At 74.3% G+C, this 25,039-nt stretch carries 24 protein-coding genes, 1 pseudogene and 1 riboswitch; of the genes and pseudogenes, 11 read left to right on the forward strand and 14 right to left on the reverse strand.

Translation table 11 applies throughout. From position 1 onward, the window contains the following. Window positions 1-19: 19 nt before the first annotated feature. The 4 genes from ABZ881_RS27170 to ABZ881_RS27185 all read right to left on the reverse strand — a co-directional run bounded on the left by ABZ881_RS27170 (window position 20) and on the right by ABZ881_RS27185 (window position 5,103). Window positions 20-1,282 carry a hypothetical protein gene (locus ABZ881_RS27170; protein ID WP_358488502.1) on the reverse strand — a complete coding sequence of 421 codons (1,263 nt, stop codon included), beginning with the start codon at window positions 1,280-1,282 and terminating at the stop codon, window positions 20-22. A 156-nt stretch (window positions 1,283-1,438) separates the two neighbouring features. Then, window positions 1,439-2,413, reverse strand: a complete 975-nt coding sequence (locus tag ABZ881_RS27175) for an NAD(P)-dependent oxidoreductase (RefSeq protein WP_358488504.1) — start codon at window positions 2,411-2,413, stop codon at window positions 1,439-1,441. 40 nt (window positions 2,414-2,453) lie between these two features. Continuing rightward, a complete protein-coding gene (locus ABZ881_RS27180; RefSeq protein ID WP_358488506.1) occupies window positions 2,454-4,250 on the reverse strand; it encodes a choline/carnitine O-acyltransferase in 1,797 nt (598 codons plus the stop codon). Between the two features lie 4 nt (window positions 4,251-4,254). Next, window positions 4,255-5,103, reverse strand: a complete 849-nt coding sequence (locus tag ABZ881_RS27185) for an arpA protein (protein ID WP_358488507.1) — start codon at window positions 5,101-5,103, stop codon at window positions 4,255-4,257. A 149-nt stretch (window positions 5,104-5,252) separates the two neighbouring features. On the opposite strand from ABZ881_RS27185, the gene ABZ881_RS27190 reads away from it, so the two are divergent. Next, window positions 5,253-5,993 carry an SDR family oxidoreductase gene (locus ABZ881_RS27190; protein ID WP_344021184.1) on the forward strand — a complete coding sequence of 247 codons (741 nt, stop codon included), beginning with the start codon at window positions 5,253-5,255 and terminating at the stop codon, window positions 5,991-5,993. Between the two features lie 22 nt (window positions 5,994-6,015). On the opposite strand, the gene ABZ881_RS27195 is transcribed toward ABZ881_RS27190, so the two are convergent. Then, complete coding sequence (locus ABZ881_RS27195) at window positions 6,016-6,312, reverse strand: hypothetical protein (RefSeq protein ID WP_344021181.1); 297 nt, start codon at window positions 6,310-6,312, stop codon at window positions 6,016-6,018. 355 nt (window positions 6,313-6,667) lie between these two features. On the opposite strand from ABZ881_RS27195, the gene ectA reads away from it, so the two are divergent. The 6 genes from ectA to ABZ881_RS27225 all read left to right on the forward strand — a co-directional run bounded on the left by ectA (window position 6,668) and on the right by ABZ881_RS27225 (window position 12,218). Next, window positions 6,668-7,270 carry a diaminobutyrate acetyltransferase gene (ectA, locus tag ABZ881_RS27200; protein ID WP_358488509.1) on the forward strand — a complete coding sequence of 201 codons (603 nt, stop codon included), beginning with the start codon at window positions 6,668-6,670 and terminating at the stop codon, window positions 7,268-7,270. Beyond that, window positions 7,267-8,520, forward strand: coding sequence for a diaminobutyrate--2-oxoglutarate transaminase (gene ectB, locus ABZ881_RS27205; RefSeq protein ID WP_358488510.1), 1,254 nt, complete (start codon window positions 7,267-7,269; stop codon window positions 8,518-8,520). Before ectA ends, ectB begins: the two co-directional genes overlap by 4 nt. A gap of 7 nt (window positions 8,521-8,527) precedes the next feature. Next, the gene (locus ABZ881_RS27210; protein WP_344021175.1) at window positions 8,528-8,926 is read left to right on the forward strand and encodes an ectoine synthase; all 399 of its coding nucleotides are present in this window, start codon (window positions 8,528-8,530) and stop codon (window positions 8,924-8,926) included. A 133-nt stretch (window positions 8,927-9,059) separates the two neighbouring features. Further along, window positions 9,060-9,986, forward strand: coding sequence for an ectoine hydroxylase (gene thpD / locus ABZ881_RS27215; RefSeq protein WP_358488511.1), 927 nt, complete (start codon window positions 9,060-9,062; stop codon window positions 9,984-9,986). A gap of 158 nt (window positions 9,987-10,144) precedes the next feature. After that, window positions 10,145-10,813 carry a DUF3159 domain-containing protein gene (locus tag ABZ881_RS27220; protein ID WP_358488512.1) on the forward strand — a complete coding sequence of 223 codons (669 nt, stop codon included), beginning with the start codon at window positions 10,145-10,147 and terminating at the stop codon, window positions 10,811-10,813. Window positions 10,814-11,174: 361 nt separating this feature from the next. After that, window positions 11,175-12,218, forward strand: coding sequence for a hypothetical protein (locus ABZ881_RS27225; protein ID WP_358488514.1), 1,044 nt, complete (start codon window positions 11,175-11,177; stop codon window positions 12,216-12,218). Between the two features lie 32 nt (window positions 12,219-12,250). Here ABZ881_RS27225 and thiE read toward each other — a convergent pair whose 3' ends face one another. Continuing rightward, entirely contained in the window at window positions 12,251-12,970 is a 720-nt protein-coding gene (thiE, locus tag ABZ881_RS27230) for a thiamine phosphate synthase (protein ID WP_358488515.1), read from the reverse strand. Window positions 12,971-12,997: 27 nt separating this feature from the next. Continuing rightward, window positions 12,998-13,107, forward strand: a riboswitch (TPP riboswitch). On the opposite strand from thiE, the gene thiO reads away from it, so the two are divergent. The 3 genes from thiO to ABZ881_RS27245 all read left to right on the forward strand — a co-directional run bounded on the left by thiO (window position 13,106) and on the right by ABZ881_RS27245 (window position 15,260). Continuing rightward, window positions 13,106-14,266 (forward strand): glycine oxidase ThiO, encoded by a 1,161-nt coding sequence (thiO, locus tag ABZ881_RS27235; protein ID WP_358488516.1) that lies wholly within the window; start codon window positions 13,106-13,108, stop codon window positions 14,264-14,266. (Overlaps the previous riboswitch by 2 nt.) A gap of 2 nt (window positions 14,267-14,268) precedes the next feature. Further along, window positions 14,269-14,475: a sulfur carrier protein ThiS gene (thiS, locus tag ABZ881_RS27240; protein ID WP_344021163.1), complete on the forward strand. Its 207-nt coding sequence runs from the start codon at window positions 14,269-14,271 to the stop codon at window positions 14,473-14,475. Window positions 14,476-14,477: 2 nt separating this feature from the next. After that, window positions 14,478-15,260, forward strand: coding sequence for a thiazole synthase (locus ABZ881_RS27245; protein WP_358488518.1), 783 nt, complete (start codon window positions 14,478-14,480; stop codon window positions 15,258-15,260). A 52-nt stretch (window positions 15,261-15,312) separates the two neighbouring features. Here ABZ881_RS27245 and ABZ881_RS27250 read toward each other — a convergent pair whose 3' ends face one another. Next, the gene (locus tag ABZ881_RS27250; RefSeq protein WP_358488519.1) at window positions 15,313-15,912 is read right to left on the reverse strand and encodes a hypothetical protein; all 600 of its coding nucleotides are present in this window, start codon (window positions 15,910-15,912) and stop codon (window positions 15,313-15,315) included. 65 nt (window positions 15,913-15,977) lie between these two features. Here ABZ881_RS27250 and ABZ881_RS27255 point away from each other — a divergent pair, with 65 nt between their 5' ends. Next, complete coding sequence (locus ABZ881_RS27255; RefSeq protein ID WP_358488520.1) at window positions 15,978-16,838, forward strand: alpha/beta fold hydrolase; 861 nt, start codon at window positions 15,978-15,980, stop codon at window positions 16,836-16,838. Window positions 16,839-16,848: 10 nt separating this feature from the next. On the opposite strand, the gene ABZ881_RS27260 is transcribed toward ABZ881_RS27255, so the two are convergent. The 7 genes and pseudogenes from ABZ881_RS27260 to ABZ881_RS27290 form a co-directional block, all read right to left on the reverse strand. After that, a complete protein-coding gene (locus ABZ881_RS27260; protein WP_358488522.1) occupies window positions 16,849-18,696 on the reverse strand; it encodes a DUF222 domain-containing protein in 1,848 nt (615 codons plus the stop codon). Between the two features lie 397 nt (window positions 18,697-19,093). Next, window positions 19,094-19,786: a response regulator transcription factor gene (locus ABZ881_RS27265; protein WP_344021153.1), complete on the reverse strand. Its 693-nt coding sequence runs from the start codon at window positions 19,784-19,786 to the stop codon at window positions 19,094-19,096. Continuing rightward, complete coding sequence (locus ABZ881_RS27270; RefSeq protein ID WP_358488524.1) at window positions 19,783-21,159, reverse strand: histidine kinase; 1,377 nt, start codon at window positions 21,157-21,159, stop codon at window positions 19,783-19,785. The genes ABZ881_RS27265 and ABZ881_RS27270 overlap by 4 nt, the downstream gene beginning before the upstream one ends. A 25-nt stretch (window positions 21,160-21,184) precedes the next feature. After that, a complete protein-coding gene (locus tag ABZ881_RS27275) occupies window positions 21,185-22,465 on the reverse strand; it encodes an iron-containing alcohol dehydrogenase (RefSeq protein WP_358488525.1) in 1,281 nt (426 codons plus the stop codon). 94 nt (window positions 22,466-22,559) lie between these two features. Then, window positions 22,560-23,675, reverse strand: coding sequence for an XdhC/CoxI family protein (locus ABZ881_RS27280; RefSeq protein WP_344021147.1), 1,116 nt, complete (start codon window positions 23,673-23,675; stop codon window positions 22,560-22,562). Then, window positions 23,668-24,801 carry a VWA domain-containing protein gene (locus ABZ881_RS27285; RefSeq protein ID WP_344021144.1) on the reverse strand — a complete coding sequence of 378 codons (1,134 nt, stop codon included), beginning with the start codon at window positions 24,799-24,801 and terminating at the stop codon, window positions 23,668-23,670. Before ABZ881_RS27285 ends, ABZ881_RS27280 begins: the two co-directional genes overlap by 8 nt. A gap of 2 nt (window positions 24,802-24,803) precedes the next feature. Further along, window positions 24,804-25,039 (reverse strand): annotated as a pseudogene (locus ABZ881_RS27290) (MoxR family ATPase); the annotation flags it as partial.

Raw genomic sequence — 25,039 nt, forward strand, 5'->3', positions numbered from 1 at the left:
GCCCGACCGGGCGCCCGGATCAGCCGCCGATCCCGCCGAACAGCGGCGAGGTGCTGAGCGCCTCGCGCAGCTCCAGCCAGGCGACGACGCCGTACACCGCACCGGCCAGGAAGATCAGGCAGGACAGCGACACCAGCACATAGGTGATCACCCGGAGCATGGTGAGTGCGCCCGGGTCCCGCCGCGGAACGAATGCCGGTACAGCCGCCGGAGCATCGACCGGAGCGGATGCCTGGGCGGCGGCCGGGGCCGGCGCGGATCCGCCGGACGGCGCGCTGCCCTGGCTGCCGAACCGGGCGGCGGCGGCCTCGGCGACGGTGGCCGGCCGGTTCCCGGCGGTCGTGGCCGGAGCCGGGGCCGAGTTCGACGCGGTGGCCGGGGCAGTGGCTGAGGCCGCGCCCGGGACCGGGCCGGCGGGCGCCCCGCGCTGTGCCGGCACGGCCGCGGTCGGCCCGGTCGCCAGGTCGGAGTCGGCCCGCTCGGCCACCGCCGTCCCCGGTCCCGAGCCCGCTGCCGATTCCGAGCCTGAGCCCGCTCCGGCGGGTGCGGCCGCCGGGGTCGCCGGGGCGGCGTAGGGCGGGCCGCCGTCGATCGTGGTCCCGCCGCGCGACGCCGGATCGCCGTACTCGCCGTAGCCGGCCCCGCGCGATGGCCCGGCGCCGTGGGTGGGCCGGCGGGTGGCGGCCGCCGGGGACGGTTCGAGGTAACCCGGCCGGCCGGCCGCATCGGGCTCCGGCTCGGGCACCTCACCGCCGTAGCCACGGTGGTCCCGGTCGGCCTGCCCGCGTGGGGTGGGACGGCCGTGCCTGCCCGGGTCGCCGGGATCGCCGTAGTCGCCGTAACCGCCGTGCTCGCCGGAGCTGCCCGGGTCGCTGTAGCCGCCAGGGGCGCGGTAACCGCCCGGCTCGCTGTAGCCGCCGTGGTCGCGGGAGCTGCCCGGCTCGCGGGAGCTGCCCGGCTCGCTGTAGCCGGCGGGCTCGCGGGAGCTGCCCGGGTCGCTGTAACCGCCGGGGGCGCCGTAGTCACCGGAACCACCCGGGTCGCCGTAGCCGCCCGGCCCGGCGGGGCGCTCGCCGTACAGGTCGTCGGGGCCCTCGGCGGAGGGGGCCGGGCGTTCGGTGGGCCGGGCGGCCCGCAGGTCCGGATAGCCGCCGTGCTGGTCGCCCTGGTAGGAGTCCTCCGGGAAGTCGTGCTCGGAGCGGCCGTGCCGGGGCTGCGGGGACGGCCGTGCACCGGCGGTCCCGTCGGCGGGGTGGGGCCGGGGCTGGTGCGGGCCGGTCATGCGGACCTCCGGGCTCGGTGCTGCGGTTCGGTGCTGTGGGTCGGTGCAGAGGGGTCGGTACTGCGGGAGTGGATGCTGCTGTGTCACCCATACCGCCGCACGCACCCGCGGCGTTAGCCCTTGCGTCCTACAGTCACCTGGTCCGGTGAGCCGATATCACGGTGTGTACACACCGGTCCGCTCTGCGTGGTATCCCTTCGCGCCGACCGTCGCGGCGAGCGGGCTGCCCGGCCCGGCCCCGGAGCGCAGCCGCGCGGTGATCGCCGCGGCGTCCCACCGCGGCCGCCAGCCCAGCTCGGCGACCGCGCGCGCCGAGGAGTAGACGCGGTCCACCGCCGGAACCGCCCAGCCCCGCTCGCGCAGCAGCGCCGCAACCTCCGGCGCCCGGCGGGCGAGCACCGCGGGCGCGTCCCGGCCGAGCCCGGCGAGGTCGTCGCGGGTGAACGGGGTGGGCGCGCTGATCACGTAGCGGGCGAACCCGAGCTCCGGCGCCCGGCGCGCCGCCGCCAGGTGCGCGGACACCACGTCGGCGACGTCGACCCGGCGGTGGCAGAACTCGACGAGCTTGACCGCGGCGTCGTCGAACCGCGCCCGGATCTCGTCGCGGTCGTCAGCCTCCGGGAAGAACCGCGAGGTCCGCAGCACCACCACCGGCAGGCCCGGGTCCAGCGACGCGAGCTCGCACAGCTCCTCGGCGGCGGTCTTGGTGGCGCCGTAGACGTTGCGCACCCGCGGCACGACGCTCTCGTCGATCCAGGTCGCCGGCCCGCCGGGGGTGGGGCTCAGTGCCCGGCCGAACGCGCTGGTCGACGAGGTGAACACGACGCCGCGCACCCCGGCGGACGCGGCCTCCTCCAGCACCGCGAGGGTGCCCGAGACGTTGCTGTCGACGAACTCCTGCCGGGTGTGCGACCCGACGTGCGGCTTGTGCAGCGTCGCGGTGTGCAGGACGTGCGTGACGCCGGCCAGGGCGCCGGCCAGCGCGGCCCGGTCGGCCAGCGGGGCGACGACGTCGGTCCACGGCGAGGGTACCCGGTCCAGGCCGGTGACCCCGATGCCGTCGGCGCGCAGCGTGCGGACCAGGGCCTCACCGAGGTGCCCCGAGCTGCCGGTGACGAGGAATCTCTCCATCGGCGGAGCCCAGCACGTCCGCCCGCCGGTGACCAGCGGATTACTCCTCCAACAGCGCCACCAGCTCGCCGATCACCACCCGCAGCTCGCGCGCGAAGGCCGCCATCGGCTCGGCCTGGTCGGCGGGCGTGGACAGGTGCAGGTGGAACCGGTCGGGCAGCAGCACGTAGGCGACGCCGATGCAGCGCGAGCTGGTCGACCCGAAGCCGAAGTACCGCACGTTGCGCGACGGCGCGGAGCTGGTCGACAGCCAGTCGTCGCGCATGATCGTCCAGCCCGGCGAGGAGAACACCGCGAGCGGCCCGGTGGCACCGAGCCCGGCGCCGCGGCGGCGCTGGATCCACTCCAGCTCCCACAGGTGCTGCTCGGGCGCGTCGCCCTGCTGGCACTGCCGGGCGCGGGCGACGTGCGCGTCCGCGGCGGCCCGCAGCGCGGTGCGCCGGTCGTCGGCGGAGGCCTGCGGGTCCTGCATCAGGTCGACGAAGGCCACCATCTCGGGGGTGACCACGCGCATCGCCTCGGTCCGCCCGCGCCGGAACTGCCGGGTCGCGATCGACTCGTAGGTGGCGCCGGTGACGCCCTTCGCGCGCCGGTGCGCGACCTGGTAGGCGGCCTGCACGAAGGCGTCCGGGGAGACGCCCAGCGCCTTGGCGGTGTCGGCGCCGAAGTCGTCGACGGCGACCAGGGTGGTCGCGGTGGCGTCGAGGAACGCCGCGAACCCCTCGTGCGCCCGCCGGACGGTGCCGCGCAGGTCGTCGTCGAGCACGAACTCCAGCTCGGTGACGGCCGGGGAGCCCTGCGGGCGGGCCCCGGCCCGCTCGGCGTGCGTCGCGACGCTGTCCGCGAACATCGCGTCGACCAGGGTGAGCACGGTCGTGCCGTCCAGCTCGCAATGCTCGATGTTCACCCCGGCGGTCCCGTCGGGCAGCACCACGATCGACAGCGCCTTGTCGAACCAGCGGTTCCCGGAGTCCCCGGCCAGCAGCGTCCGGGCGGCCGCGCTGTCGTCGGCCGGGACGTCGTCGTCCAGGCAGATCGCGAACAGCGCCCGTTCGACGAGATCGACTGCGTCGGCGTTCGACGGGGCGAGCCCGGTAAGCCGGTCCCGCACGGCCGCCCACTCGGCGCGGGGGAGGGTGGTGAGCGAGCCGACCGCCTCGTCGAGCCCGGCACGTGCGGCGTGCGCGGAGCGGATCGCGCGCAGCGCGCCGGCGATCTCGTCGACGGTGTGCAGCGCGCCGTCCGGGCCGAACACGTCGAGCCGGTGGATCCGGCCCCGGGACAGCACCACGACGTGGGACTCGGTGGACGGGCCCGGCCACGCGTCGCTGTAGGGGGTGCGGACGGTGTCCTGCGGGTCGCCCGGGATTCGGGTGGTGGAGAAGATGTGCCTGCTCTGGTCCATCGACTGCGGGCCGCCCCGGCCGGTGGGCGGCGGGAACGTGCCCGCGTCGAGGTCCACCTTGTGCCCGATCGCGGCGGTTGCCAGCTCGGCGGCGCACAGGCACTGGTCGGCGGTGCCCGGCCCGAACAGGAAGAAGAAGTTCGCGTTCAGCGCGATCCGGTCCCGGCGGCCGAGGTAGCGCGACGGCCAGAACTCGTCGAGCCAGCTGTGCGCCGAGGCGTCGAACCGCTCCAGGTCGGCCTGCAGCACCGACGCGGTGCCGCCGGGGACGAGCAGCTCGGCCGCGGCGTCGGCGGTGCGGGCGTACTCGTCGGGGGTGAGCAGCGGTGCGCACCACTCCAGGAAGCGGTCCACCGACGCGGACAGGGTGGGCAGCGGAACCTTCGGGAGGTCGTCGTCGGCCGCGAAGGTCGAGGGTGTCTGCTCCGTCACGCGATCAGTCCATCAGCCCGTCGACCCGGACGGAACGTGGCCCCCCGTGCGCCGGTAGTACCCGGCCGAACAGCTGCCGGGTGCGTTCGGCGCTGCCGACCACCCCGGGGCGTCCGCTGTAGGAGAAGATCGCGGTGTGCCGTGCGGTCGCGCCGCGCACCTGGGTGACCCGGTGCAGCGAGTACCGGCCGCGGAACAGCTGCAGGTCACCGGGGCGCAGCCGGAGCCTGCGCACCCGGTCGCCGCCCTCGCCGGCCAGCACGGCGGCGACCTCGGCGGTGTTCTCCGCGTCGGCGGACCGGATGCCCGGGACGTACTCGAAGATCCCGCCCTGCTCGGGCGCGCGGGTGAGCAGGCTGATCGCGATCTCGTTGGTGTCGAAGTGCCACGGGTGCGACCGGCCGTCGGCGACGACGTTGAGGCACAGCCCGGCCAGCGGGTCGGCGAGCTCGTGCAGCTCCGGCACGTCGACGCAGGCGGCGAGGAACGCGCGGAACGCCGGATCGGGATAGAGCCGGTGGATCAGCCCGGTGGCCGGGATCCGGTCCCGGGCGACGAACGCGTTGCCCCGCTGCAGCGGCACCCGGGCGGGATGGTCGGCGGGCAGCGCCGGGTCCGGCTCGGTGTTGTAGACGTTGACGACCCGGCTCTCGTGGTGGGCCAGCGGGGCGATCCGCTCCCCCTCGGCGCGCAGCCGGCCCTGGTAGGACGCCAGCACGAAGCCGGGCAGCACCGCGCAGCCGTCGGAGTCCAGGGCCTCCCGCGCCGCCCGCACGGCGGCCGCCCAGCGCGGTGAGCCCGGCTCGTGCAGCGGGTAGCGGGTCAGATCGACCGGTTCCAGACTCGGAAGCACCGATCAGCTCCTTCGCGCCCGGCGGCACCGGCGCCGCCTGTCGATGGTCGGGTCCCATCAGAACCGCTCCCGGCGCGCACTGTCCACGGGGAGTGACCGGACGATCAGGGTCGGTGACCCCGCCCACCGGCCGGGGGCACACTGCGGGCATGACCGTTCTCGTCACCGGTGCCTCCCGTGGGGTCGGCGCGGCCACGGCCCGGCTGCTGGCCGCCCGCGGGCGGGACGTCGTCGTGGCGCACCGGTCGTCGCCCGGCGAGGCCGGGCGGGTCGTCGCCGACTGCCGGGCGATGGGCGTGCAGGCCCGTGCGGTCGCCGCCGATGTGACCGGCACCGCGGGCGTCGAGCAGCTGTTCGAGTTCGCGGCGGACATGCCGGCCCCGCTCAGCGGGGTGGTGGTGAACGCCGGCGGTGCGCCGTCCCGGCAGCGGCTGGAGGACATGAGCGACGAGCGGATCGACGGGGTGCTCGCGCTCAACCTGCGGGCCGCGCTGATCTGCTCGCGGGCGGCGGTACGCGCGCTGTCGCCGCGGCACGGCGGCGCCGGTGGCGTGCTGGTGCACGTGACGTCGCGGGCCGCGGTGCTCGGCTCGCCCGGCGAGTGGAACGACTACGCGGCGGCCAAGGCGGGCGTCGAGGCGCTGGTGGTGGGCCTGGCGAAGGAGGTCGCCGCGGACGGCATCCGGGTGGCCGCGGTCCGCCCGGGGCTGCTCGACACCGACTTCCACGCCAGGGCCGGCGAGCCCGGGCGGGCGGCCCGGATGGCGCCGTCGATCCCGATGGGCCGCGCCGGGCGTCCGGACGAGGTGGCGGCCGCGGTGGCCTGGCTGCTCTCCGACGAGGCGAGCTACGTGACCGGCACGGTGCTCGACGTCGCCGGCGGCCGGTAGGTCGCCGGGGGGAGCGGACGGGTCATGGGGTGCGCGCCGAGCGCGCCAGGGAGGCCCACGAACGCCGGCGCGGGGCGCGGCGCCCGATCCCGGTGGTCTCGGCGCAGAGCAGGCAGCTGTCGCCGGGCGGCGCGGCCAGCGAGGCGGGGAGCACGACATGCCCGCACATCGCGGTGCAGTGCCCGGTCCCGGAGGCCAGCGAGTCGGCGAGCACCGCGTGCGGGACGACGTGGCTGTACCCGTCACGGGCGCAGGTGACCGCCACGTTCTGCTCCGGAGCCGGTACGGACGGCTCGACCGGGAGGGTCGGCGACGGCACCTGACGCGCACCTGCGGGCGGTACCGACACGGCTCTCCTCCGGTTGGTGTGCGGCGGAGCATCCATCGTCACCCCGGCCCCGTGCAGATGCAAGTGCATCCGCACGAACGGCCGAACGGCGGCCCGGCTCGTCGCGGAGCGTGGCGAGCGACACGACGACCGATTCTGCGCGCCCTCCGGATTGTGCGGCGACGGGCCCCTGTGACCCCCGGAACCCGGCCGCTTGCTGGGACGACGTCCGATTCGTCCGCCCGGGTGCCTGATGTGCGCGCAGTCACAATCTCGATGGCCCGAGCCGGTGGTCCGGGCCGTCAGCGGCTGCGACGGCCCGTCCGGGCCGTTAATCTCGTCCGACATGATCGCACCCGAGCAGGCCGAACCTCGGGCGTCCGCGTCGACCTCCGGAGCCACGAGCTCCCCGGAACGGTCCGACGCCGACGCCGACGGTGACCCTTCGTACGAGATCGTGTCGCCGGAGCCGGCGGACGGGGCACTCATGTGGCGGCTCGCAGTGGAGTCGCAGACGCTGGACGCGAACTCCCGCTACGCCTACGTCCTCTGGTGCCGTGACTTCGCCGACGCGTCCGTGATCGCCCGCCGGGACGACGGCCGGCCGGTCGGCTACGTGACCGGCTACTTGCGCCCCGGGCAGTCGCGCACGCTGTTCATCTGGCAGGTGTGCGTGGACCCGGTCGCCCGCGGCGCCGGCCTCGCCGGCCGGATGCTGGACGCGGTGTGGGACCGGACTGCGCGGGAGGCGGGCACCGACCGGATGGAGACGACCATCACCCCGGACAACGAGTCGTCCATCCGCCTGTTCACCTCGTTCGCCCGACGACACGACACGACGATCGAGCGGGAGGACCTGTTCGGTCCGGACCTGCTCGGTGACGAGCACGAGCCGGAGCACCTGTACCGCATCGGCCCGATCGCAGCAGAGAAGGTTGACAACACATGACCGTTTTCGAAGATCTCGAGTCCCAGGTCCGGAGCTACTGCCGAAACTGGCCGGTCGTCTTCGACACGGCCAAGGGCAGCCGGCTGACCGACGTCGACGGCAACTCCTACCTCGACTTCTTCGGTGGCGCCGGGGCGCTGAACTACGGGCACAACCCGGAGGTGCTCAAGACGCCGCTGCTGGAGTACCTCGGCCGCGACGGAATCACCCACGGCCTGGACATGTACACCACGGCCAAGGGCGAGTTCCTGAACACGTTCCAGGAGAAGATCCTGGCTCCGCGCGGCCTGGAGTACAAGGTCCAGTTCCCCGGCCCGACGGGCGCCAACGCCGTCGAGTCCGCGCTGAAGCTGGCCCGCAAGATCACCGGCAAGGAAGCGCTGATCAACTTCACCAACGCGTTCCACGGGATGACCCTGGGCGCACTGTCGGTGACCGGCAACTCGATGAAGCGCGGCGGCGCCGGCATCCCGCTGGTGCACTCCACGCCGATGCCGTTCGACAACTACTTCGACGGCAAGATGCCCGACTTCCTGTGGTTCGAGAAGGTCCTCGACGACACCGGGTCCAGCCTCAACGAGCCGGCGGCGGTGATCGTCGAGACGGTGCAGGGCGAGGGCGGCCTCAACCCGGCGCGGATCGAGTGGCTGCAGGGCCTCGAGGACCTGTGCCGGCGCAAGGGCCTGCTGCTGGTCGTCGACGACGTCCAGATGGGCTGCGGCCGCACCGGGCCGTTCTTCTCGTTCGAGATCGCCGGGATCAAGCCGGACATCGTCACGATCTCGAAGTCCATCTCCGGCTACGGCCTGCCGATGGCCCTCGTGCTGATCAAGCCGGAGTACGACCAGTGGGGCCCCGGCGAGCACAACGGCACCTTCCGCGGCAACAACCCGGCGTTCGTCACGGCGACGCACACGCTGCGGCACTGGTGGTCCGACGACACCCTGGAGAAGGACACCCTCCGCAAGGGCGAGAAGATCGAAGAGGGCTTCCACAAGATCATCGCCGACAACCAGGGCACCGAGATGTTCGCCAAGGGGCGTGGCCTCGCCCGCGGCATCCAGTTCGAGGAGGAGGGGCTTGCGGAGAAGATCGCGGGCAAGGCCTTCGAGCACCGGATGCTGCTGGAGACGGCCGGTCCGAACGACGAGGTGCTCAAGCTCCTGCCTCCGCTCACCACCACCGATGACGAGATCGACGAGGGTCTTGCGATCATCGGCGAGTCCGTCCGTAGCGTCATCGGGAGCTGATACCCACATGATCGTCCGCACCATCGACGAGATCACCGGAACCGAGCGGGACGTCGAGTCCGAGAACGGGCAGTGGCGCAGCAAGCGCATCGTGCTCGCCGACGACAAGATCGGCTTCTCGGTCCACGAGACCACCCTGCAGGCCGGAACGATCAACGATTTCTGGTACGCCAACCACATCGAGGCCGTCTTCATCACCGAGGGTGAGGGCGAGATCTACGACAAGGACAACGACGTCACGTACCAGCTCAAGCCGGGCTCCATCTACGTGCTGAACGGCAACGAGCGGCACCAGCTGCGCCCGAAGACGCAGATCAAGTGCGTCTGCGTCTTCAACCCGCCGGTGACCGGCCGCGAGGTGCACGACGAGAACGGCGTGTACCCGCTCATCACCGAGGAGAGCTGAGCCTCCTCCGCACACGCAGGTCCGAAACCGGGGCGTTTCCGCTGTATGACAGCGGGAATGCCCCTTTCGGTCCGTCAGGTCCGACCGACCCCCGTCGAAGGGAAGAAGAGAGACACCGCAAGGAGGAATGTCCATGACTGCCCTGGCCGGCAGCGACGATCTCACCCGCCTGCAGGGAGCGGGTGACCGCTACTACACCCGGGTCTCCCCGGAGCCCGCGTTCATCGAGCGGGTGGAACCCACGGTGTGGGGTGAGCCCGGGAGTGCCGGGATGTTCGGCGCGCAGGAGCTCGCGGCGCACTCCCGCGACGGCTTCGTGCAGGTCCCGGACCTGCTCACCGGCGACGAGGTCGCCTTCTACCAGGCCGAGCTCGACCGTCTCGCGAACGATCCGGCCGTCCGTTCCGACGAGCGGTGCGTGATCGAAAAGTCGTCCGACGAGGTGCGCTCGATCTTCGAGGTGCACCGGATCTCGGCCGCGATCGCCCGCCTGGTGCGCGACGAGCGGGTGCTGTCGCGGGCCCGCCAGATCCTCGGGTCCGACGTCTACGTGCACCAGAGCCGGATCAACTACAAGCCCGGCTTCGGCGGTGGCGGCTTCTACTGGCACTCCGACTTCGAGACCTGGCACGCCGAGGACGGCATGCCGACGCCGCGGGCTGTCAGCTGCTCGATCTCGCTGACCGACAACCACCCGTACAACGGCTGCCTCATGATCATGCCCGGCTCGCACCGGACGTTCGTGTCCTGCGTCGGCGAGACGCCCGAGGACTACTACCGGACGTCGCTGAAGGAGCAGCAGATCGGCACCCCGGACCCGGATTCGATCACGGCGATGGCGAACCGGCACGGGATCGCGATGATGACCGGCAGGGCCGGCTCCGCGACCTGGTTCGACTCGAACTGCATGCACGGCTCCGGCGACAACATCACCCCGTACTCGCGGTCGAACATCTTCCTGGTGTTCAACAGCGTCGAGAACGCGTGCGTGGAGCCGTTCTACGCGCCGAAGCCGCGCCCCGAGTACATCGGCGCGCGTGACGTCACCCCGGTGCGCTAACCCACCACAAGATCATCAGTTGACGGCAGGGCCCGTCCCGGATGCTCCGGGGCGGGCCCTCCGCCCGCCGGGGCTCCGGCGATCTGCCACGGTGGTTCCCGCGATGTGCCACAGCCGATCCGTCGACGCGCGGGCCCGGGATAGGGCACCCTTACCGTGTGGCCCCCGATCCGACCCCCCACGCAGCGCCCCGACAGGACCCCGGCCTGGCCGAGTTGCTCGGTGGCCGGGCCGGCGCCGTAGACGCCTCGGTCCCGGTGGTCGCCTTCGTCGCGACCTGGCTGGCCGCCGGATGGGCCGGATCGGTCTACCCGATCAACTGGGGCGCCGGGGCGGCGGTCGTGGCCGGTGCCGCGGTGGCGGTCTGGCGGCTCCGCAGCGGGCGCAAGCCGCGCGCGGTGCTGTTCGGGCTGGCCGGGGTGGTGGCCGCGGCGGCGATCGCGCTGATCACCGGCCGGGCGTCGGACTTCTTCCTGGTCCAGATCGTGTCGAACGCCGGCAGCGCGCTGGCGTGGGCGATCTCGATCGTCGTGCGCTGGCCGCTGCTCGGCGTCATCGTCGGCGGTCTGCTGGGGCAGCGGACCCGCTGGCGCCGCGATCCCGATCTGCTGCGCGGGTACCAGCGGGCGTCCTGGGCGTGGGTGTCGCAGTACGTCGTGCGGCTCGCCGTGTTCCTCCCGCTGTGGGCCGCGGACCAGGTGGTGCTGCTGGGGCTGGCGCGCACCGTCCTGAGCCCGGTGCTGGTGGGTCTGAGCGTGCTCGCGTCGTGGCCGTTGCTGCGTACGGCGCTGCCGGACGATCACCCGGGGATCCGTCACCCCCGGTGACGCGACGCAACGACCGGTCACGGTAGAATCGTGATCACAACGTGACTTTCACTCACCCGTGTGAGGGTTGCCACTTCAGGTGATCATCGGGTGCGTTCGCGCGCCCCGGGACGTTCACCTGAGCGGAGCCGCCGGACCACGACCCTTGCAAGGAGCCATGCCTCAGCAGCGCCCCCCCGAGCCCGGCCCCGGTGACGACCCGCGTGGGGTCCCCGGTGGACGCCGCCCCGCTCACCCGTTCCCCTCCGGCCGTCCCGTCGCACCGGACGCGCCGCGCGTCCCGGTCCAGCGCCGTTCCGCCCCGTCCCGGCCGCCGCAGGGTGCGCCCCCCGGCGTCCCGACGGCGCGGTCCCCGCGGGCCGTGCAGCGACCCACCCGGGTGGTGCCCGGCCCGGGCGTCCCGCAGAGCACGCCCCCGGGCGGCCACTCGCAGACCAGGGCGTACCCCGGCAGCCCGGGTGCGGCCGGTCCCGGCGGCCCGCACGGCCCGGTCGGCGGCGGTCCCGGCGGCCCCGCCGGTCCTGGTGGCCCGGGCGGTCCCGGTGGCGGCCGACCCGGCGGCGGTCCCGGCGGCGCGGACGGCGGCACCGAGAAGACCGGCGGTGAGACGTCGCTGAAGGCCGACCTGAACCCGACCAAGATCGCCGCGGGTGCCGGCGCCGCGGTCGTCACGGCGATCCTCGGGTCGTTCCTCGGTGCCGTCGGCACGGTGGTCGGCGCCGCACTCGGCTCGATCATCTCGACGCTCGCCACCACCCTGTTCACCCGCTCGATCGAGGTCAGCAAGGACAAGGCGGCCAAGGCGGTCGAGCTGGCGAAGAAGGGCGCGGTGCTGCCGGTGCGCGAGCCGGTCGTCCGCGGGGCCGCCGGCCCGACCGGCGAGGAGACCGTGCTGCTCGGCGCCGCGGCGGCACCGGGCCGGGCCCGCCGTGCCCCGGCGGAGCAGGCGCACGGCCGGTTCCGGCGGGTGCGTCTCACCCGCAAGTCGGTGATCGTGTCCGCGGTGATCGGCGTCGTCACCTTCGCCGTCTCGATGTTCCTGATCACCGGTATCGAGTTCATCAAGGGCTCGCCGCTCAGTGGCGGCGACGGCGGCACCTCGATCAGCCGCGCCGTCGGTGGCCCGCCGGCCACGGACACCACCGAGCAGGACGAGGGCGCGGGCTCCGGCGACAGCGGGTCGAGCGAGTCCGAGACCTCGACCGGGGAGACCGGCACCAGCACGTCCACCTCGGAGTCGGCGGAGAGCACCGCCACCTCGGAGCCCGGTCAGGAGAGCGGATCCGGCTCGGGGCAGGGCGACTCGCTGCAGGACCGGCTGAACCGGGTGCTGCCGACCGAGCAGCCCGAGTCCGGCCGGCAGCAGTCCGGGCAGGACGGCGGCACCACCGGCGGCACCGGCTGAGCCCAGCGGTGCGGCCCGCCGGCGGCCCCGGCTCAGCGGTGCGGCGCGGGCGCGCCTGCTGCCTGCGTCCGATGGGGCAGGCGGGCGCGCAGCCGCTCGGCGGCGGCCCGCGGGTCCTCGGCGCCGGTGATCGCCCGGACGACCACGATCCGGGTGGCCCCGGCGTCGAGCACCTCGTCGAGCCGCTGCTCGTCGATCCCGCCGATCGCGAACCACGGCCGCTCCGGTGCCCGGTCCGCGACCGTGCGCACCAGGTCCAGGCCCGGGGCCGGACGGCCCGGCTTGGTCGGCGTCGGCCAGCACGGGCCCGCACAGAAGTAGTCGACGCCGTCCTCGACGGCCGCGGTGGCCGTCTCGTCGGCGCTGTGCGCGGACCGGCCGACGATCACGTCGTCGCCGACCACCCGGCGTGCCCAGCGCACCGGGAGATCGTCCTGGCCCAGGTGCAGCACGTCCGCCCCGGCAGCCAGCGCGACGTCCGCCCGGTCGTTCACCGCGAGCAGCGCACCGTGCCTGCGGCAGGCGTCTCCCAGTATCTCCAGGGCGGCCAGCTCGGTCCGCGCCTCCAGCGGCCCGTCCGGGCCGCCCTTGTCCCGCAGCTGGACGATGTCGACCCCGCCGGCGAGAACGGCGTCGGCGAAGCCGGCCAGGTCGCCCTGCTCGGAGCGGGCGTCGGTGCACAGGTAGAGGCGGGCGTCCGCGAGCCTGTCCAGGCGACGGACGCGGGTATCGGTGTGGGACACGGCCCGCACGGTACGGCGTAGCCTGACGGTGGCACGAGACGAACCACGGGAGCCCGGCGAGCGGGCTGAGAGGGGACCTGCCGCGGTCCCGACCGTCGAACCTGATCCGGGTCATGCCGGCGCAGGGAGTGAGGTGGAAGTTCCATGACCGCCCTTCGGAGCGGCCGGTTGGCCGTAGCCGGTGCCGGTGCCATCGGGCTGTCCGCGGCCCGCGAGGCGGCCCGGGCCGGCTGGCAGGTCACCGTGTTCGACCCGGCGCCGGCGACCGGGGCGTCCTGGGTGGCCGGCGGGATGCTGGCGCCGGTCACCGAGGCGTGGCCGGGCGAGGAGGACCTGCTGGCGCTCGGGCTGGACTCGGTCGCACGCTGGCCGGAGTTCGCCCGCGCCCTGTCCGACGACGCCGGGACCGACGCCGGGATGCATCCCGAGGGCACCGTCGTCGTCGCCACCGGCTCCGGGGACCGGGACGAGCTGAACTCGCTCGCCGGGTACCTGGAGTCGCTGGACCGGCCGGTGCAGCGGATGACCGGCCGCGAGCTGCGCCGGCTCGAACCCGCGCTCGGCCCGGACGTCCGCGGCGGGCTGTCGGTGCCCGGCGACCCGTCGGTGGACAACCGGCGGCTGCTCGCCGCGCTGCGCACCGCCTGCGCGCGGCTCGGCGTCACCGTCGACGAGCGCGCCGTCACCGAGGTGCGGGAGACCGGCGGCCGGGTCGCCGGCGTGCGGCTGGCCGACGGCACCGCGATCGGCGCCGACGCGGTGCTGCTCGCCGCCGGGGCGCACTCGGCCGGCCTGCACCCGGTGCTGGACGGGCTGGTCCGCCCGGTGAAGGGCGAGATCCTGCGGCTGACCCGGCGGGCCGGCGCGCTGCCGCCGCCGTCGCGGACGGTGCGCGCACTCGTCGACGGACGCCCGGTGTACGCCGTCCCCCGCGTGGTACCCGGACACGGGGACCTGGTGATCGGTGCGACGACCGCGGAGAACGGGTTCGACACGGCCGTCACGGTCGGCGGGGTGCGGGACCTGCTCCGGGACGCCGAACGGGTGCTGCCCGGGATCGCCGAGTACGAACTGACCGAGACGGCGGCCGGACTGCGCCCGGGGAGCCGGGACAACCTGCCGCTGATCGGCCGGATCGGGCCGGACGGGATGTTCGTGGCGACCGGGCACGGGCGCAACGGCATGCTGCTCGTCCCGGTCACCGCCGCCGCGGTCGCCGCGCTGCTGCGCGGCCGGGACGTGCCGGACACCGCCCGTGCGGCCGACCCCCGCCGGTTCGACCCGGTCGGGGCCGAGAGGAGCTGACGTTGCAGATCGTGCTGAACGGCGAGAGCCACGAGATCGAGGGCGACGGCGAGCCGGTGCTGGCCCGGGTGCTCGCCGACGCCGGGCTGCCCGCGCGGGGCATCGCGGTGGCCGTCGACGGCGAGGTGGTGCCGCGGGCGTCCTGGAACGAGCACCGGATCACCGACGGCGCGCGGGTCGAGGTGCTGACCGCGGTGCAGGGAGGATGACCATGACCGAACAGGCCGACGCGCCGCTGATCATCGGCGACGAGAAGTTCGACTCCCGGCTGATCATGGGGACCGGGGGTGCGGCGAACCTGGAGATCCTGGAGCGGGCGCTGGTCGCGTCCGGGACCGAGCTGACGACGGTGGCGCTGCGCCGGGTCGACGTCACCGGCGGGACCGGGCTGCTGGACCTGCTGCGCCGGCTCGGGATCCGGGTGCTGCCGAACACCGCGGGCTGCCGCACCGCCGCCGAGGCGGTGCTGACAGCACGGCTCGCGCGGGAGGCGCTGGAGACCGACCTGGTGAAGCTGGAGGTCGTCGCCGACGAGCGGACCCTGCTGCCGGATCCGGTGGAGCTCCTGGACGCCGCCGAGCAGCTGGTGGACGACGGGTTCACCGTGCTGCCCTACACCAACGACGATCCGGTGCTCGCCCGCAAGCTGGAGCAGACCGGATGTGCCGCCGTGATGCCGCTCGGCTCACCGATCGGCACCGGCCTGGGGATCCGCAACCCGCACAACATCGAGATGATCGTCGCCGAGGCGGGCGTGCCGGTGGTGCTCGACGCCGGCATCGGCACCGCGTCCGAGGCGGCGCTGGCGATGGAGCTGGGCTGCGCCGCCGTGCTGCTCGCCACCGCGGTCACCCGGGCCGCCGATCCGGAGCGGATGGCCACGGCGATGCGCCGCGGGGTCGAGGCGGGCTGGGCCGCCCGGCACGCCGGGCGCATCCCGCGCCGGTACTGGGCGCACGCGTCGTCCCCGGACCCGGACCCGGGGCCTGCCTGACGATCGCCGCTGCCCCGACCGCTGCTGCGGATCCCGCCGTGCCGCGGTCGGCTCAGGCCCGGGGCCGCAGGCCCAGCGAGGTGAGTTCCAGTGCGGCCAGCCCGGCGACGACGTCCGGGTCCCCGGCCCGCCACGCGGCCGCCGGGTCGGGGGCCACCCGGGTCAGCCGGGCCACCGGGACCCGGGCCAGCGCGCGCACGGCGAGCAGATCCGGCGCGCCCGCCCGGGCGGCGATCGCGGCCCCGGCCCGGCGGGCGTAGTTCAGCCGCAGGGGCAGCCAGCCCAGCAGTACCGGCAGCAGCATCAGCAGCGGCACGACGACCAGCGCACCGGTCGCCAGCATCCCCACGGTCCGGCCGAACTCGTGCCCGGCGGCCGCGAGATCCGCCCCGGCGCGGGTCGCCGGGTCGAGCGCGACGGCGAGGTCCGCGCCGACGAACGGGAGCGACGAGACCGCCCCGGACATCCCGGTGAAGATCTCCGACATCCGGCCGCCTGCGGCGACCAGCGAGCGGCCTGGGCCCTCGAGAGTGCGCAGCCCGTCGTGCACCGCGATCCCGGCGAGCACCGCGATGACCGACCACAGGACGGCGAGCAGGTCGGCGACGACCTGCCGGGCCAGACGGGCGGGGCGTTCCGCGTACCAGCGCATCGGCATTGTCTACCGGCACGGCAATCCGATGGTGCCGGCAGGGCCGGCCGTGCTGTCATCGGCCGGTGGGACGGACCGGGCGGGCGACGGGCATCTACACCAGCGAGGCGGGCGCGACCGTGGTCCGGGAACGCTACGAGCGGCAGCTCGCCGGCTGGCCGGTGCCGCTGCAGCGACACCGCGTCGAGACCGGTGTCGGCGCGACGGCGGTGCTGACCTGCGGCGACCCGGCGGGTCGGCCGGTGCTGCTGCTGCACGGCTCCGGGGCGAACAGCGCGGTGTGGCGGGACGACATCGGGCTGCTGGCGGCCACCCGGCGTGTGGTGCTGGTGGACCTGCTCGGTGAGCCCGGGCTCAGCGACCCGGTCCGGCTCGATCTCACGACGTCGGCGACCGCCGACTGGCTCGCCGGGATCCTGGACGGTCTCGGGATCGGCGCCACCGACCTGGCCGGCATCTCGCTCGGCGGATGGACGGCCACCGACTTCGCGATCCGGCACCCGGGGCGGGTGGACCGGCTGGCACTCGTGTGCCCCGCGGGGATCGGCGGCCAGACATTCCGGAGGGTCGCGCCGGCGTTCCTGCTGAGCGCGTTCGGGCCGGGCGGGCGGCGCCGTTCCGCGGAGATCGTCACCGGGCTGGACGGACGCGAGCACCCCGAGGTGCTGGACGAGATCTGCCTGCTCTTCGAGCACTTCCGTCCGCGTACCGCCCGCCTCCCGGTGTTCGACGACGACGCCCTCCGCCGGTTGACCATGCCGGTGCTCGCGCTGCTGGGCGAGCGGGACCGCGTCTTCGATCCGGTGCGGACCCGCGACCGGCTGCTGCGGCTCTGCCCGGACGCGCGCGCCGAGCTGGTGCCCGGCTCCGGACACGCGGTGCTCGGCCAGGTTCCCCGGATCGCGCGGTTCCTGGACGGGGCGTAGTCCCGCGCCCTCAGGCAGCCGTTCCCGCGACGACGGGAGGGAGCAGGGCGTCCAGGATCAGCCCGGGATCGAGCCGGTCGCCGTACCACTCGGGGGTGAGGCTGTCGCCGTCGATCCCGAGGCCGGCGCCGGTGTTCCGGGCGACCAGCGCTCCGTCGTCGCCGCTCAGGGGCGCACCGGCGCCGGGTACCGGTGTCCCGTCCGCCCGGCGGAACTGCCAGCGCCCGTCGGCGTAGTGGATCAGGTAGCCGTGGTCGTGGACCAGCCGGTGGTGGAACCCGCACAGCAGGACCAGGTTGTCGATGTCCGTGCGTCCGCCGCGCAGCCAGTGCCGGACGTGGTGGGCGTGCAGGTACCGGGTGCTGTCGCAGCCGGGGAACCGGCAGCCTCCGCCGTCGGCGCAGTCGCGTGCGGTGAGCGCGGCGATCTGTGCCGGGGAGGCGAGCCGGCGGGAGCGCCCCAGGTAGAGCCGGTTCCGGCGACGATCGTCGAGCAGGACGCGGCCGCGGGCGTCACAGGCGAGCCGTTCCGCGGTGGGGCCGGGGATCTCCGGTCCGTTCGCGAGGCGGGCGGTTCCGGTTCCGGCGTCGATGTGCACGACGACCCGGGCCTCGCCGCGGGTGACCGCCGGTGCGTCGTCGCCGGCCCGGCCCTCCTGGTGGCGGATGAGGTCCAGCAGCGCGTCGGCCCGCTGGGCCGCGGTCGGGTCGGCAACCGGACCCGGGGCCTGCTCGGGATCATGACCGGCCGGGGCGGGCGCCGTGAGCCGGGACGAGATCGCCGCGACGAGCTCCGCGCCGTCCTCGGGGGTGAACCGGCCGCGCAGGACGAGGGACCCGTCGGCGTCGTGGTACCAGCTCAGGCCACGGCGGGTGGCGGTGACGGTGGGCGGTGCGGTTCGGCGGCGGACCGCGCGGACGACCGTCTCGACGTGGCTCGCGGTTCCGGAGAGGGCGAGGTCCAGCAGGATCTGCTCGGCGACCTCGGGATCGGCGACCGAGACGCCGGTCGTGGTCCCATCCGTGGCACAGTCCTGGTCGTCGCAGTCTCTGTCGGTGCAGCCCCGGTCGCCGTCGTCCTGGTCGCGGCAGTCCTGGTCGTCGCAACCCTGTTCGTCATGGTCCTGTTCGTCATGGTCCTGTTCGTCACGGTCCTGTTCGTCGCAACACTGGCCGTCGGAACGCTGGTCGTCGCGGTCCGGGTCGTCGGAGTCCGGGGCGGCGTCGGAGTCGAAGATGCCGGCGCCGGCGGTGTCCTCGTCGGCGGCGCTGTCGGTGCTGTCGGTGCTGTCGGTGCTGCTGGTGCGGAAAGTGCCCTCCCTGCCGAAGTCGTCGGTGTGGTCGGGATCCGGGTCGGCGGTGCGATCGCCGGCGCTCGGGGCGGTGTCGGCGACGGTGCTGGGACCGGTCCGGTCGCCTGCGCGAGGGGTGCCCGCGGGGTGTGCGGTGCCCGATCCGGCCGTGGCCGGCCCGGTGATCCGGTCTGCCATCCGGGCGAGGGCCGCCGTGTCCGAGCCGGTCACGCGGGTGATCGCCCGAACCTTCGAGTAGGAGATCCGCCCGGCCGCGAACTCCGCCGTGATCCGAGGGAGATTCTCCAGGGCGCGGGCGATGCGCAGGTGCTCGGTGGCTGTCCGCATGCTCATGCCCGCCCGCCAGGTCAGCCAGTGGGCGCACGAGCGCACGCCGACGCCGGCCCAGCCGTCGCGGCGGTCGAACTCGGCGAGGAGCTGCAGGAACCGGCATTCCGCCGCTGCGATGTGGCCTGCCAGCCCGAGGAGTTCCGACTCCAGCTCGGGGAGCGGTGTCGGCGGCGGCAGCTGCTGCCGATCGGGTCCGGTGCCGTGGTCGGTGCTCATCGGGTCCTCCTGGGTCGAACATGTTGATCGAACGTGTGTTCGCATGAGTGTGCGCCAGGGGTCCGACAGTGTGCGGCCGCCGGCCGCCGGGCAGCAATGTGGACGCCCGGGGGCGCCGCATGCGTTCCGCGGAACGCGCCGGGGCGTCTGCGTCGGCGGCGTGGCGGCTGTGGGCGTTCCGCGGAACGCGCCCGGCACGTCACCCGTGTCCCGGCCGACTGCGGCCCCCGGCCGGGGCCCGGCCGCCCGGCGACCCGATCCGGCTCTGGCCGGGATCCCACCGGCCGCGTTCCGCGGAACGCGTCGGGTGGGCTGTGCCGCCGGGTGGGTGGCGCTGAGCGGGACGAACGTCCCCGCCGGGCCGGGCCGGCCCGGCCCGGGCTGGGCCGGCTACGGCCTAGAGCAACCCGAGCTTGGTGGCCGCGTAGACGGCCTCGGCGCGCCGGGAAACCATCAGTTTGCGCATCAGGTTCCCGACGTGGAACTTCACCGTGGTCTCGGAGATGAACAGCTCGGTGCCGATCGCGCGGTTGGACAGCCCCCGGGCCAGCAGCCGCAGCACGTCCAGCTCGCGATCGGTGAGCCGCTCCCGGTCCGGCATCCCGCCGGACAGCGAGCGCACCATCGCCGAGGCCGAGCGGGCGTCGAAGGCGCTCTCCCCGCGGGACACCGCGCGGATCGCCCGGACCAGCTCGGTGGTGTCGACGTCCTTCACGACGTAGCCGCGGGCCCCGGCCTGCACCGACTCCACGACGAGCCGGTCCTCGGCGAAGGTGGTCAGCACGAGCACGCCGATGCCGGGATGGTCGGCGCACAGTCTGCGGCAGACCTCCAGGCCGTCGGTCTGCGGCCCGGAGGCCAGCTTGAGATCCAGCAGCACCACCTGCGGGCGGCTCGCGGCGACCGCGGCGATGGCCTCGGCGGCGCTGCCCGCCTCGCCGACCACCCGCAGGTCCTCCTCGCGTTCCAGCACCGCGCGCAGACCCTGCCGCATGATCGAGTGGTCGTCGACCAGCACGATCCGGATCGGCCGGACGGCCGGCGGCTCCCGGCGGGCGGTCCCGCCACCACGCACGTCCGTGGTGCTCACGGGGTCTCCCTCCCGGTCGTCCCGAACGGGACGTCCACCTGCACCTGCAGCCCGCCGATCCGGGACCGGCGGAACCGCAGCGTGCCACCCATCTCGCGGGCCCGCGCGTCCATGTTGACCAGTCCACGATGCTCGCCGGAGGGGCCGCGGACCGACGCCGCGCGCAGGGTGCGCCGGATCTGGTCGGGGGCGGCGCCGCCGTCGTCGGACACCGACAGCCGGACCCGGTCGGGCTGGTAGGCCAGTCGCACCACCGCCCGGGACGCCGACGCGTGCATCGCGGTGTTGAACAGCGCCTCGCCGGCGATCCGGAACAACGACTGCTCGTGCTCGTGCGGCAGCGCCACCGGGGTGCCACCGATCGTGACCTCGACCCGCAGCTCGTCGGGCATGTGCACGGTGGACAGCTGCCGCAGCATCGAGGGCAGGTCCTTGTCGGCGTGGTCGTCGTCGTTGAGGGCGTAGATCGCCGAGCGGAGCTGCTCCACCGCGCGCCGGGTGAGGTCCTTCGCGGTGTCCAGGTGTTCCAGCAGCCGGGGGTCGTCGATCTCGCTGCGGCACAGCTCGATGTGCATGCCGGCGGAGAGCGCGTACTGGGTGACGCTGTCGTGCAGCTCGCGGGCGATCCGGTGCCGCTCGTTGTCCAGCACCTCGCGCTGGCGGGCCGCGCCGAGCGCCTGCTGGGTGCGCATCAGCTCGTCGTTGCGGGTGCGCAGGTCCTCGGCCTGCGCCGCGGTGCGGGCGTGCAGCCGCTCTGCCCGGTCCAGCAGGGCGCAGTTCTGCAACGCCGAGGCTGTCTGGCCGGCCAGGATGCGCAGCACCGAGTGGTCGGTGTCGTCGATCTCCCGGTCCGGCGGGGTCCAGGCGACGAAGCCGCCGACGGTGCGGCCGTTCAACCGGATCGGGACGTGCAGGTGCCGCCGGTCGGAGTCGTCGTCGTCCTCGGTGCCGGTGCCGCCCTGCAGCAGGGTGATGTGCCTGCGCACCCGGTCCGGGACCAGCCGCAGCTCGGACCACTCGACGCCGTCCGGCCCGATCACCACGTGCCGGGGCTCGGCGTCGGTCAGTTCCCCGTCGACCAGTGCCAGCACCACCCAGTCCGCGGACAGGTGATCGGCGGCGGCGTCGGCGACCGCGCGGACCAGCGCCTCCGAACCCTCCATCGTGCGCACCAGCGCGGCTGAGATCCGGTCCAGCGAGCCGATGACCCGGCGCAGCCGCTCGGCGTTGACCCGGTACTCCGGGTAGAACGACGGCTTGCCCGAACGCAGGCCGGTGAGCGCGTCGAGATCGGGCCGCGACCGGGGCCCTGACGCCCGCTCGGCGGCCGGCGCGGGCGTCCGGCGGCTCGGGAAACGTGCCGCGGCGGTCATCGGGCGGGGGACGCTGCGGGCGGCACTAGAGGGCCTCCCGGAACAGGTCCTCGATCTGGGCGACGCTCGCCGTGCGCGGGTTGGTGGTCAGGCAGGCGTCGCCCAGGGTGAGCCGGGCCAGTCGCGGCACGTCCGCCTCGCGGACCCCGATCGCGGCCAGCCCGGTCGGGACGCCCACCTCGTCGGCGAGCTTGCGGACCTCGGTGGCGACCATGTCGACGGCCTCGTCACCCGGCATCCCGGGCCGCGCCGGCAGGCCCATCGCCTGCGCGATCGGGACGAACCGGGCCGGCTCCTGGGCGCCGTTGAACCGGATGACGTGCGGCAGCAGCACGCCGTTGATCAGCCCGTGCGGCAGGTCCAGCATGCCGCCGACCTGGTGGCTCATCGCGTGCGTCGCACCGAGGATCGCGTTGGTGAAGGCGAGACCGGCCTCCAGCGCGGCCTGGGCCATCGCGGTGCGCGGGCCGTCGTCCTGCCGGCGGATCATGGTGGTCGGCAGGTTGGCGTGCACGAGTGCGACGGCGTGCAGCGCGTGCGTGTCGGTCAGCGGGCCATGTGCCAGCGAGACGAACGCCTCGATGCCGTGGGTCAACGCGTCCAGCCCGGTGGCGGCGTTCAGCCAGTCCGGCATGGTGACCAGCAGCCGCGGGTCGATCACCGAGACGTCCGGAACCAGTGCCCGGCCCATGATGGTGATCTTGGTGAGCCGGGCGGTGTCGGTGATGATGCAGAACTGCGAGACGTCTGCGCCGGTGCCCGAGGTCGAGGGCACCATCACCAGCGGCGGGATCGGGTTGGAGATCCGGTCGATGCCCTCGTAGTCGCCGATCGCGCCGCCGTTCGCGGCGAGCAGCGCGATGCCCTTCGCGGCGTCGATCACCGAGCCGCCGCCGATGCCGACCACGACGTCGCAGCCGGAGCTCTGGTAGCGCTCGAACCCGGCCTGGATCTCGTGGTCCTTGGGGTTCGGGGTGATCTCGTTCCACAGCTGCGGGCGCAGGCCCGCGGACCGCAGGTGCCGCAGCAGCTCGGCCGGCCAGCCCGCCTCGGTCACGCCCGGGTCGGTGACGACGAACGGCCGCCGGGCACCCAGACGGACGGCCGCGTGTGCCGACTCGGGCAGCGAGTCCGGCCCGAAGACGATCTCGGGGGCGTGGAACTTCGACAACCGGGGGCGCGCCTCGGGCGGGCAGGCCGGCGAGCGGACCGTGTACCCGCCGTCGGAGCCGGGATGCGCCGGACCGCCGTCGAGTACCAGCACGGTGTCCCGCGCGGCGCTGCCGGATGGACCGATGAGGACCACGCTGCCCCCCTCCCGCTGTCGAGCGTGCGGCCCACGGTACAGGGAGATCCGCAGGTCGGGGGAGTGCGCCGCCCTCTCCGAAAGCGGGGGATCCTCAGGATGCGTGGATCGGTCCCTCCCGTTCGGCCAGCGGGATCCCGGCTCCGCCCCAGTGCTGGGCGATCATCTCGGCGGCGATCGACACGGCCGTCTCCTCGGGTGTCCGGGCACCCAGGTCGAGCCCGATCGGCGACGACATCCGGGCGATCTCGGCGTCGGTGACGCCCTTCTCCCGCAGCCGCTCGATCCGGTCGTCGTGGGTGCGCCGCGAGCCCATCGCCCCGATGTAGCCGACCGCGGGCAGCCGCAGCGCGACCTCCAGCAGCGGCACGTCGAACTTCGGATCGTGGGTGAGCACGCAGAGCGCGGTGCGCTGGTCGATCCGGCCCGCGTCGGCCTCGGCCTGCAGGTAGCGGTGCGGCCACTCGACGACGACCTCGTTCGCGCCGGGGAACCGGCTGGCCGTCGCGAACACCGGGCGGGCGTCGCACACCGTCACCCGGAACCCGAGGAACGAGCCCATCCTGGCCACCGCCGCCGCGAAGTCGATCGCGCCGAACACGATCATCCGCGGCGGTGGCGCGAACGACTCGACGAAGACCTGCAGGCCCTCGCCGCGGCGCTCGCCGTTGACGCCGTAGGTGAGGGTGGCGTTGCGGCCGGAGTCGAGCAGCCCGCGCACGTCGTCGCGCACGGCGTCGTCGATCCGGTCCGAACCGGTCCCGCCCTCGACCCGGTCCGGCCACACGATCAGCCGCTTCCCGAGCCGCTCGACCGGCCCCGCGACGACGGTCGCGACCGCGACCGGCTCCTCGGACCGGATCGCCTCGCTGATCCGGCCGAGCTGCTCGTAGGTCTCCGGGGTCACCTTCTCCACGAAGATGTCCAGGATCCCGCCGCAGGTCAGGCCGACCGCGAACGCGTCGTCGTCGGAGACTCCGTAGCGTTGCAGCACCGGCCGGTCCTCGGCCAGCACCTGCTGGCCGAGCTCGTAGACCGCGCCCTCGACGCAGCCGCCGGACACCGATCCGACCGCTTCGCCGCCGGGTCCGACGAGCATCGATGCGCCCGGCTGGCGCGGCGCGGAGCGGAAGGTCCCGACCACCGTCGCCAGCGCGGCCGGCTCGCCCTTGCGCCACCAGCCTTCCAGCTGGTCGATGACGTCACGCATCTCTGACCACCTTCAGGAGTTTCTCGAGCGTGTCCAGGCTGTGCCCGGCCAGCAGATCGTCCAAGTGCGGGAGGGCCGCGACTATTCCGCCCTGGACCGGCGCGTAGCCGTCCTTGCCCGCGTGCGGGTTCACCCAGACCAGCCGGTGGGCGAGCCGGGAGAGCTGCTCGATCTGCTCGCCGAGCAGCTCGGTCCCGCCCCGCTCCCAGCCGTCGGAGAAGACCACGACGACCGCGCGCCGGGCCGCCCCGCGGCGCCCCCAGCGGTCCACGAACGCCTTGAGCACCTCACCCAGCCGGGTCCCGCCCGACCAGTCGGGGATCGCCTTCCCGGCCGCGCCGAGCGCGCGCTCGGCGTCGCGCTGGCGCAGCTCGCGGGTGATCCGGGTCAGCCGGGTGCCGAGCGTGAACGCCTCCACCGAGCGCGGCGCCCGGCGCACGAACGCGTGCGCGAACCGCATCAGCGCGTCCGCGTAGGGCTCCATCGAGCCCGACACGTCGATCAGCAGCACCACCTTGCGCGGCCGCCGTGAGGAGCTCCGGCGGCGGATCGCGGACAGCTCGCCCTGGTTGCGCAGCGCGGTGCGCAGGGTGCGCTGTGGGTCCGGCACGCCGCGCGGGGCGCGGCGCTTGCGGCGGGACGGGCGGGTCGGTGGCTCCGGCCGGAGCAGCGCCATCAGCCGGCGCAGGTGCTCGCGCTCGGCCGGGGAGAGCTCGGCCAGGTCGCGGCTGCGCAGCACCTCGGTGCCGGTGGCCGCGGCCTTGATCTGCGGGCCGTCCTCGGTGTCGTCGTCACCGGAGCCCTCCCGCCCGGGGACGAGCGCGGCCAGCTTCGGCGGGGCCGGGGGCCGCTCGTCGCGGTTGGACGCCCGGCGCCCCTGGGACGGCTCGAACCAGGCCGGGAACGCCAGGTCGTAGCGCAGGACGTCGTCCGGGTCCCCGCACAGGGTCAGCCGCCCGGCCCAGTACGCCTGGTCCCGGTCGGTGACGTCGAGCGTGTCGAGGGCCTCCACGAACGCCGCGACCCGGTCCCCGGTCACCGGTACCCCCGCGGTGCGCAGCACCTCGGTGAAGCCGACCAGCCCGGTGAGCAGGGTGTCGGCGTGCAGCTGTTCGGCCGGCGGCACGGTCAGGACGCCAGCAGCGCGTCGAGCTGCTTGTGCACGCGGTCGGCGTCCTCCCGGTACTTGAGCACGGCGCCGAGGGTGCGTGCGGCGGACTCCGGATCGAGGTGCCGGGCCCCGATCAGCTGCAGCGCGCGTGCCCAGTCGAGGGTCTCGGCGACGCCCGGTGGCTTGATCAGGTCGCTGTGCCGCAGCTTCTGCACCGTCCGCGCGACGGCGGCGGCGAGCCGCTCGGGCACCT

This window comes from Pseudonocardia sp. NPDC046786 (genome assembly GCF_040645415.1).
GTDB lineage: Bacteria > Actinomycetota > Actinomycetes > Mycobacteriales > Pseudonocardiaceae > Pseudonocardia > Pseudonocardia kongjuensis.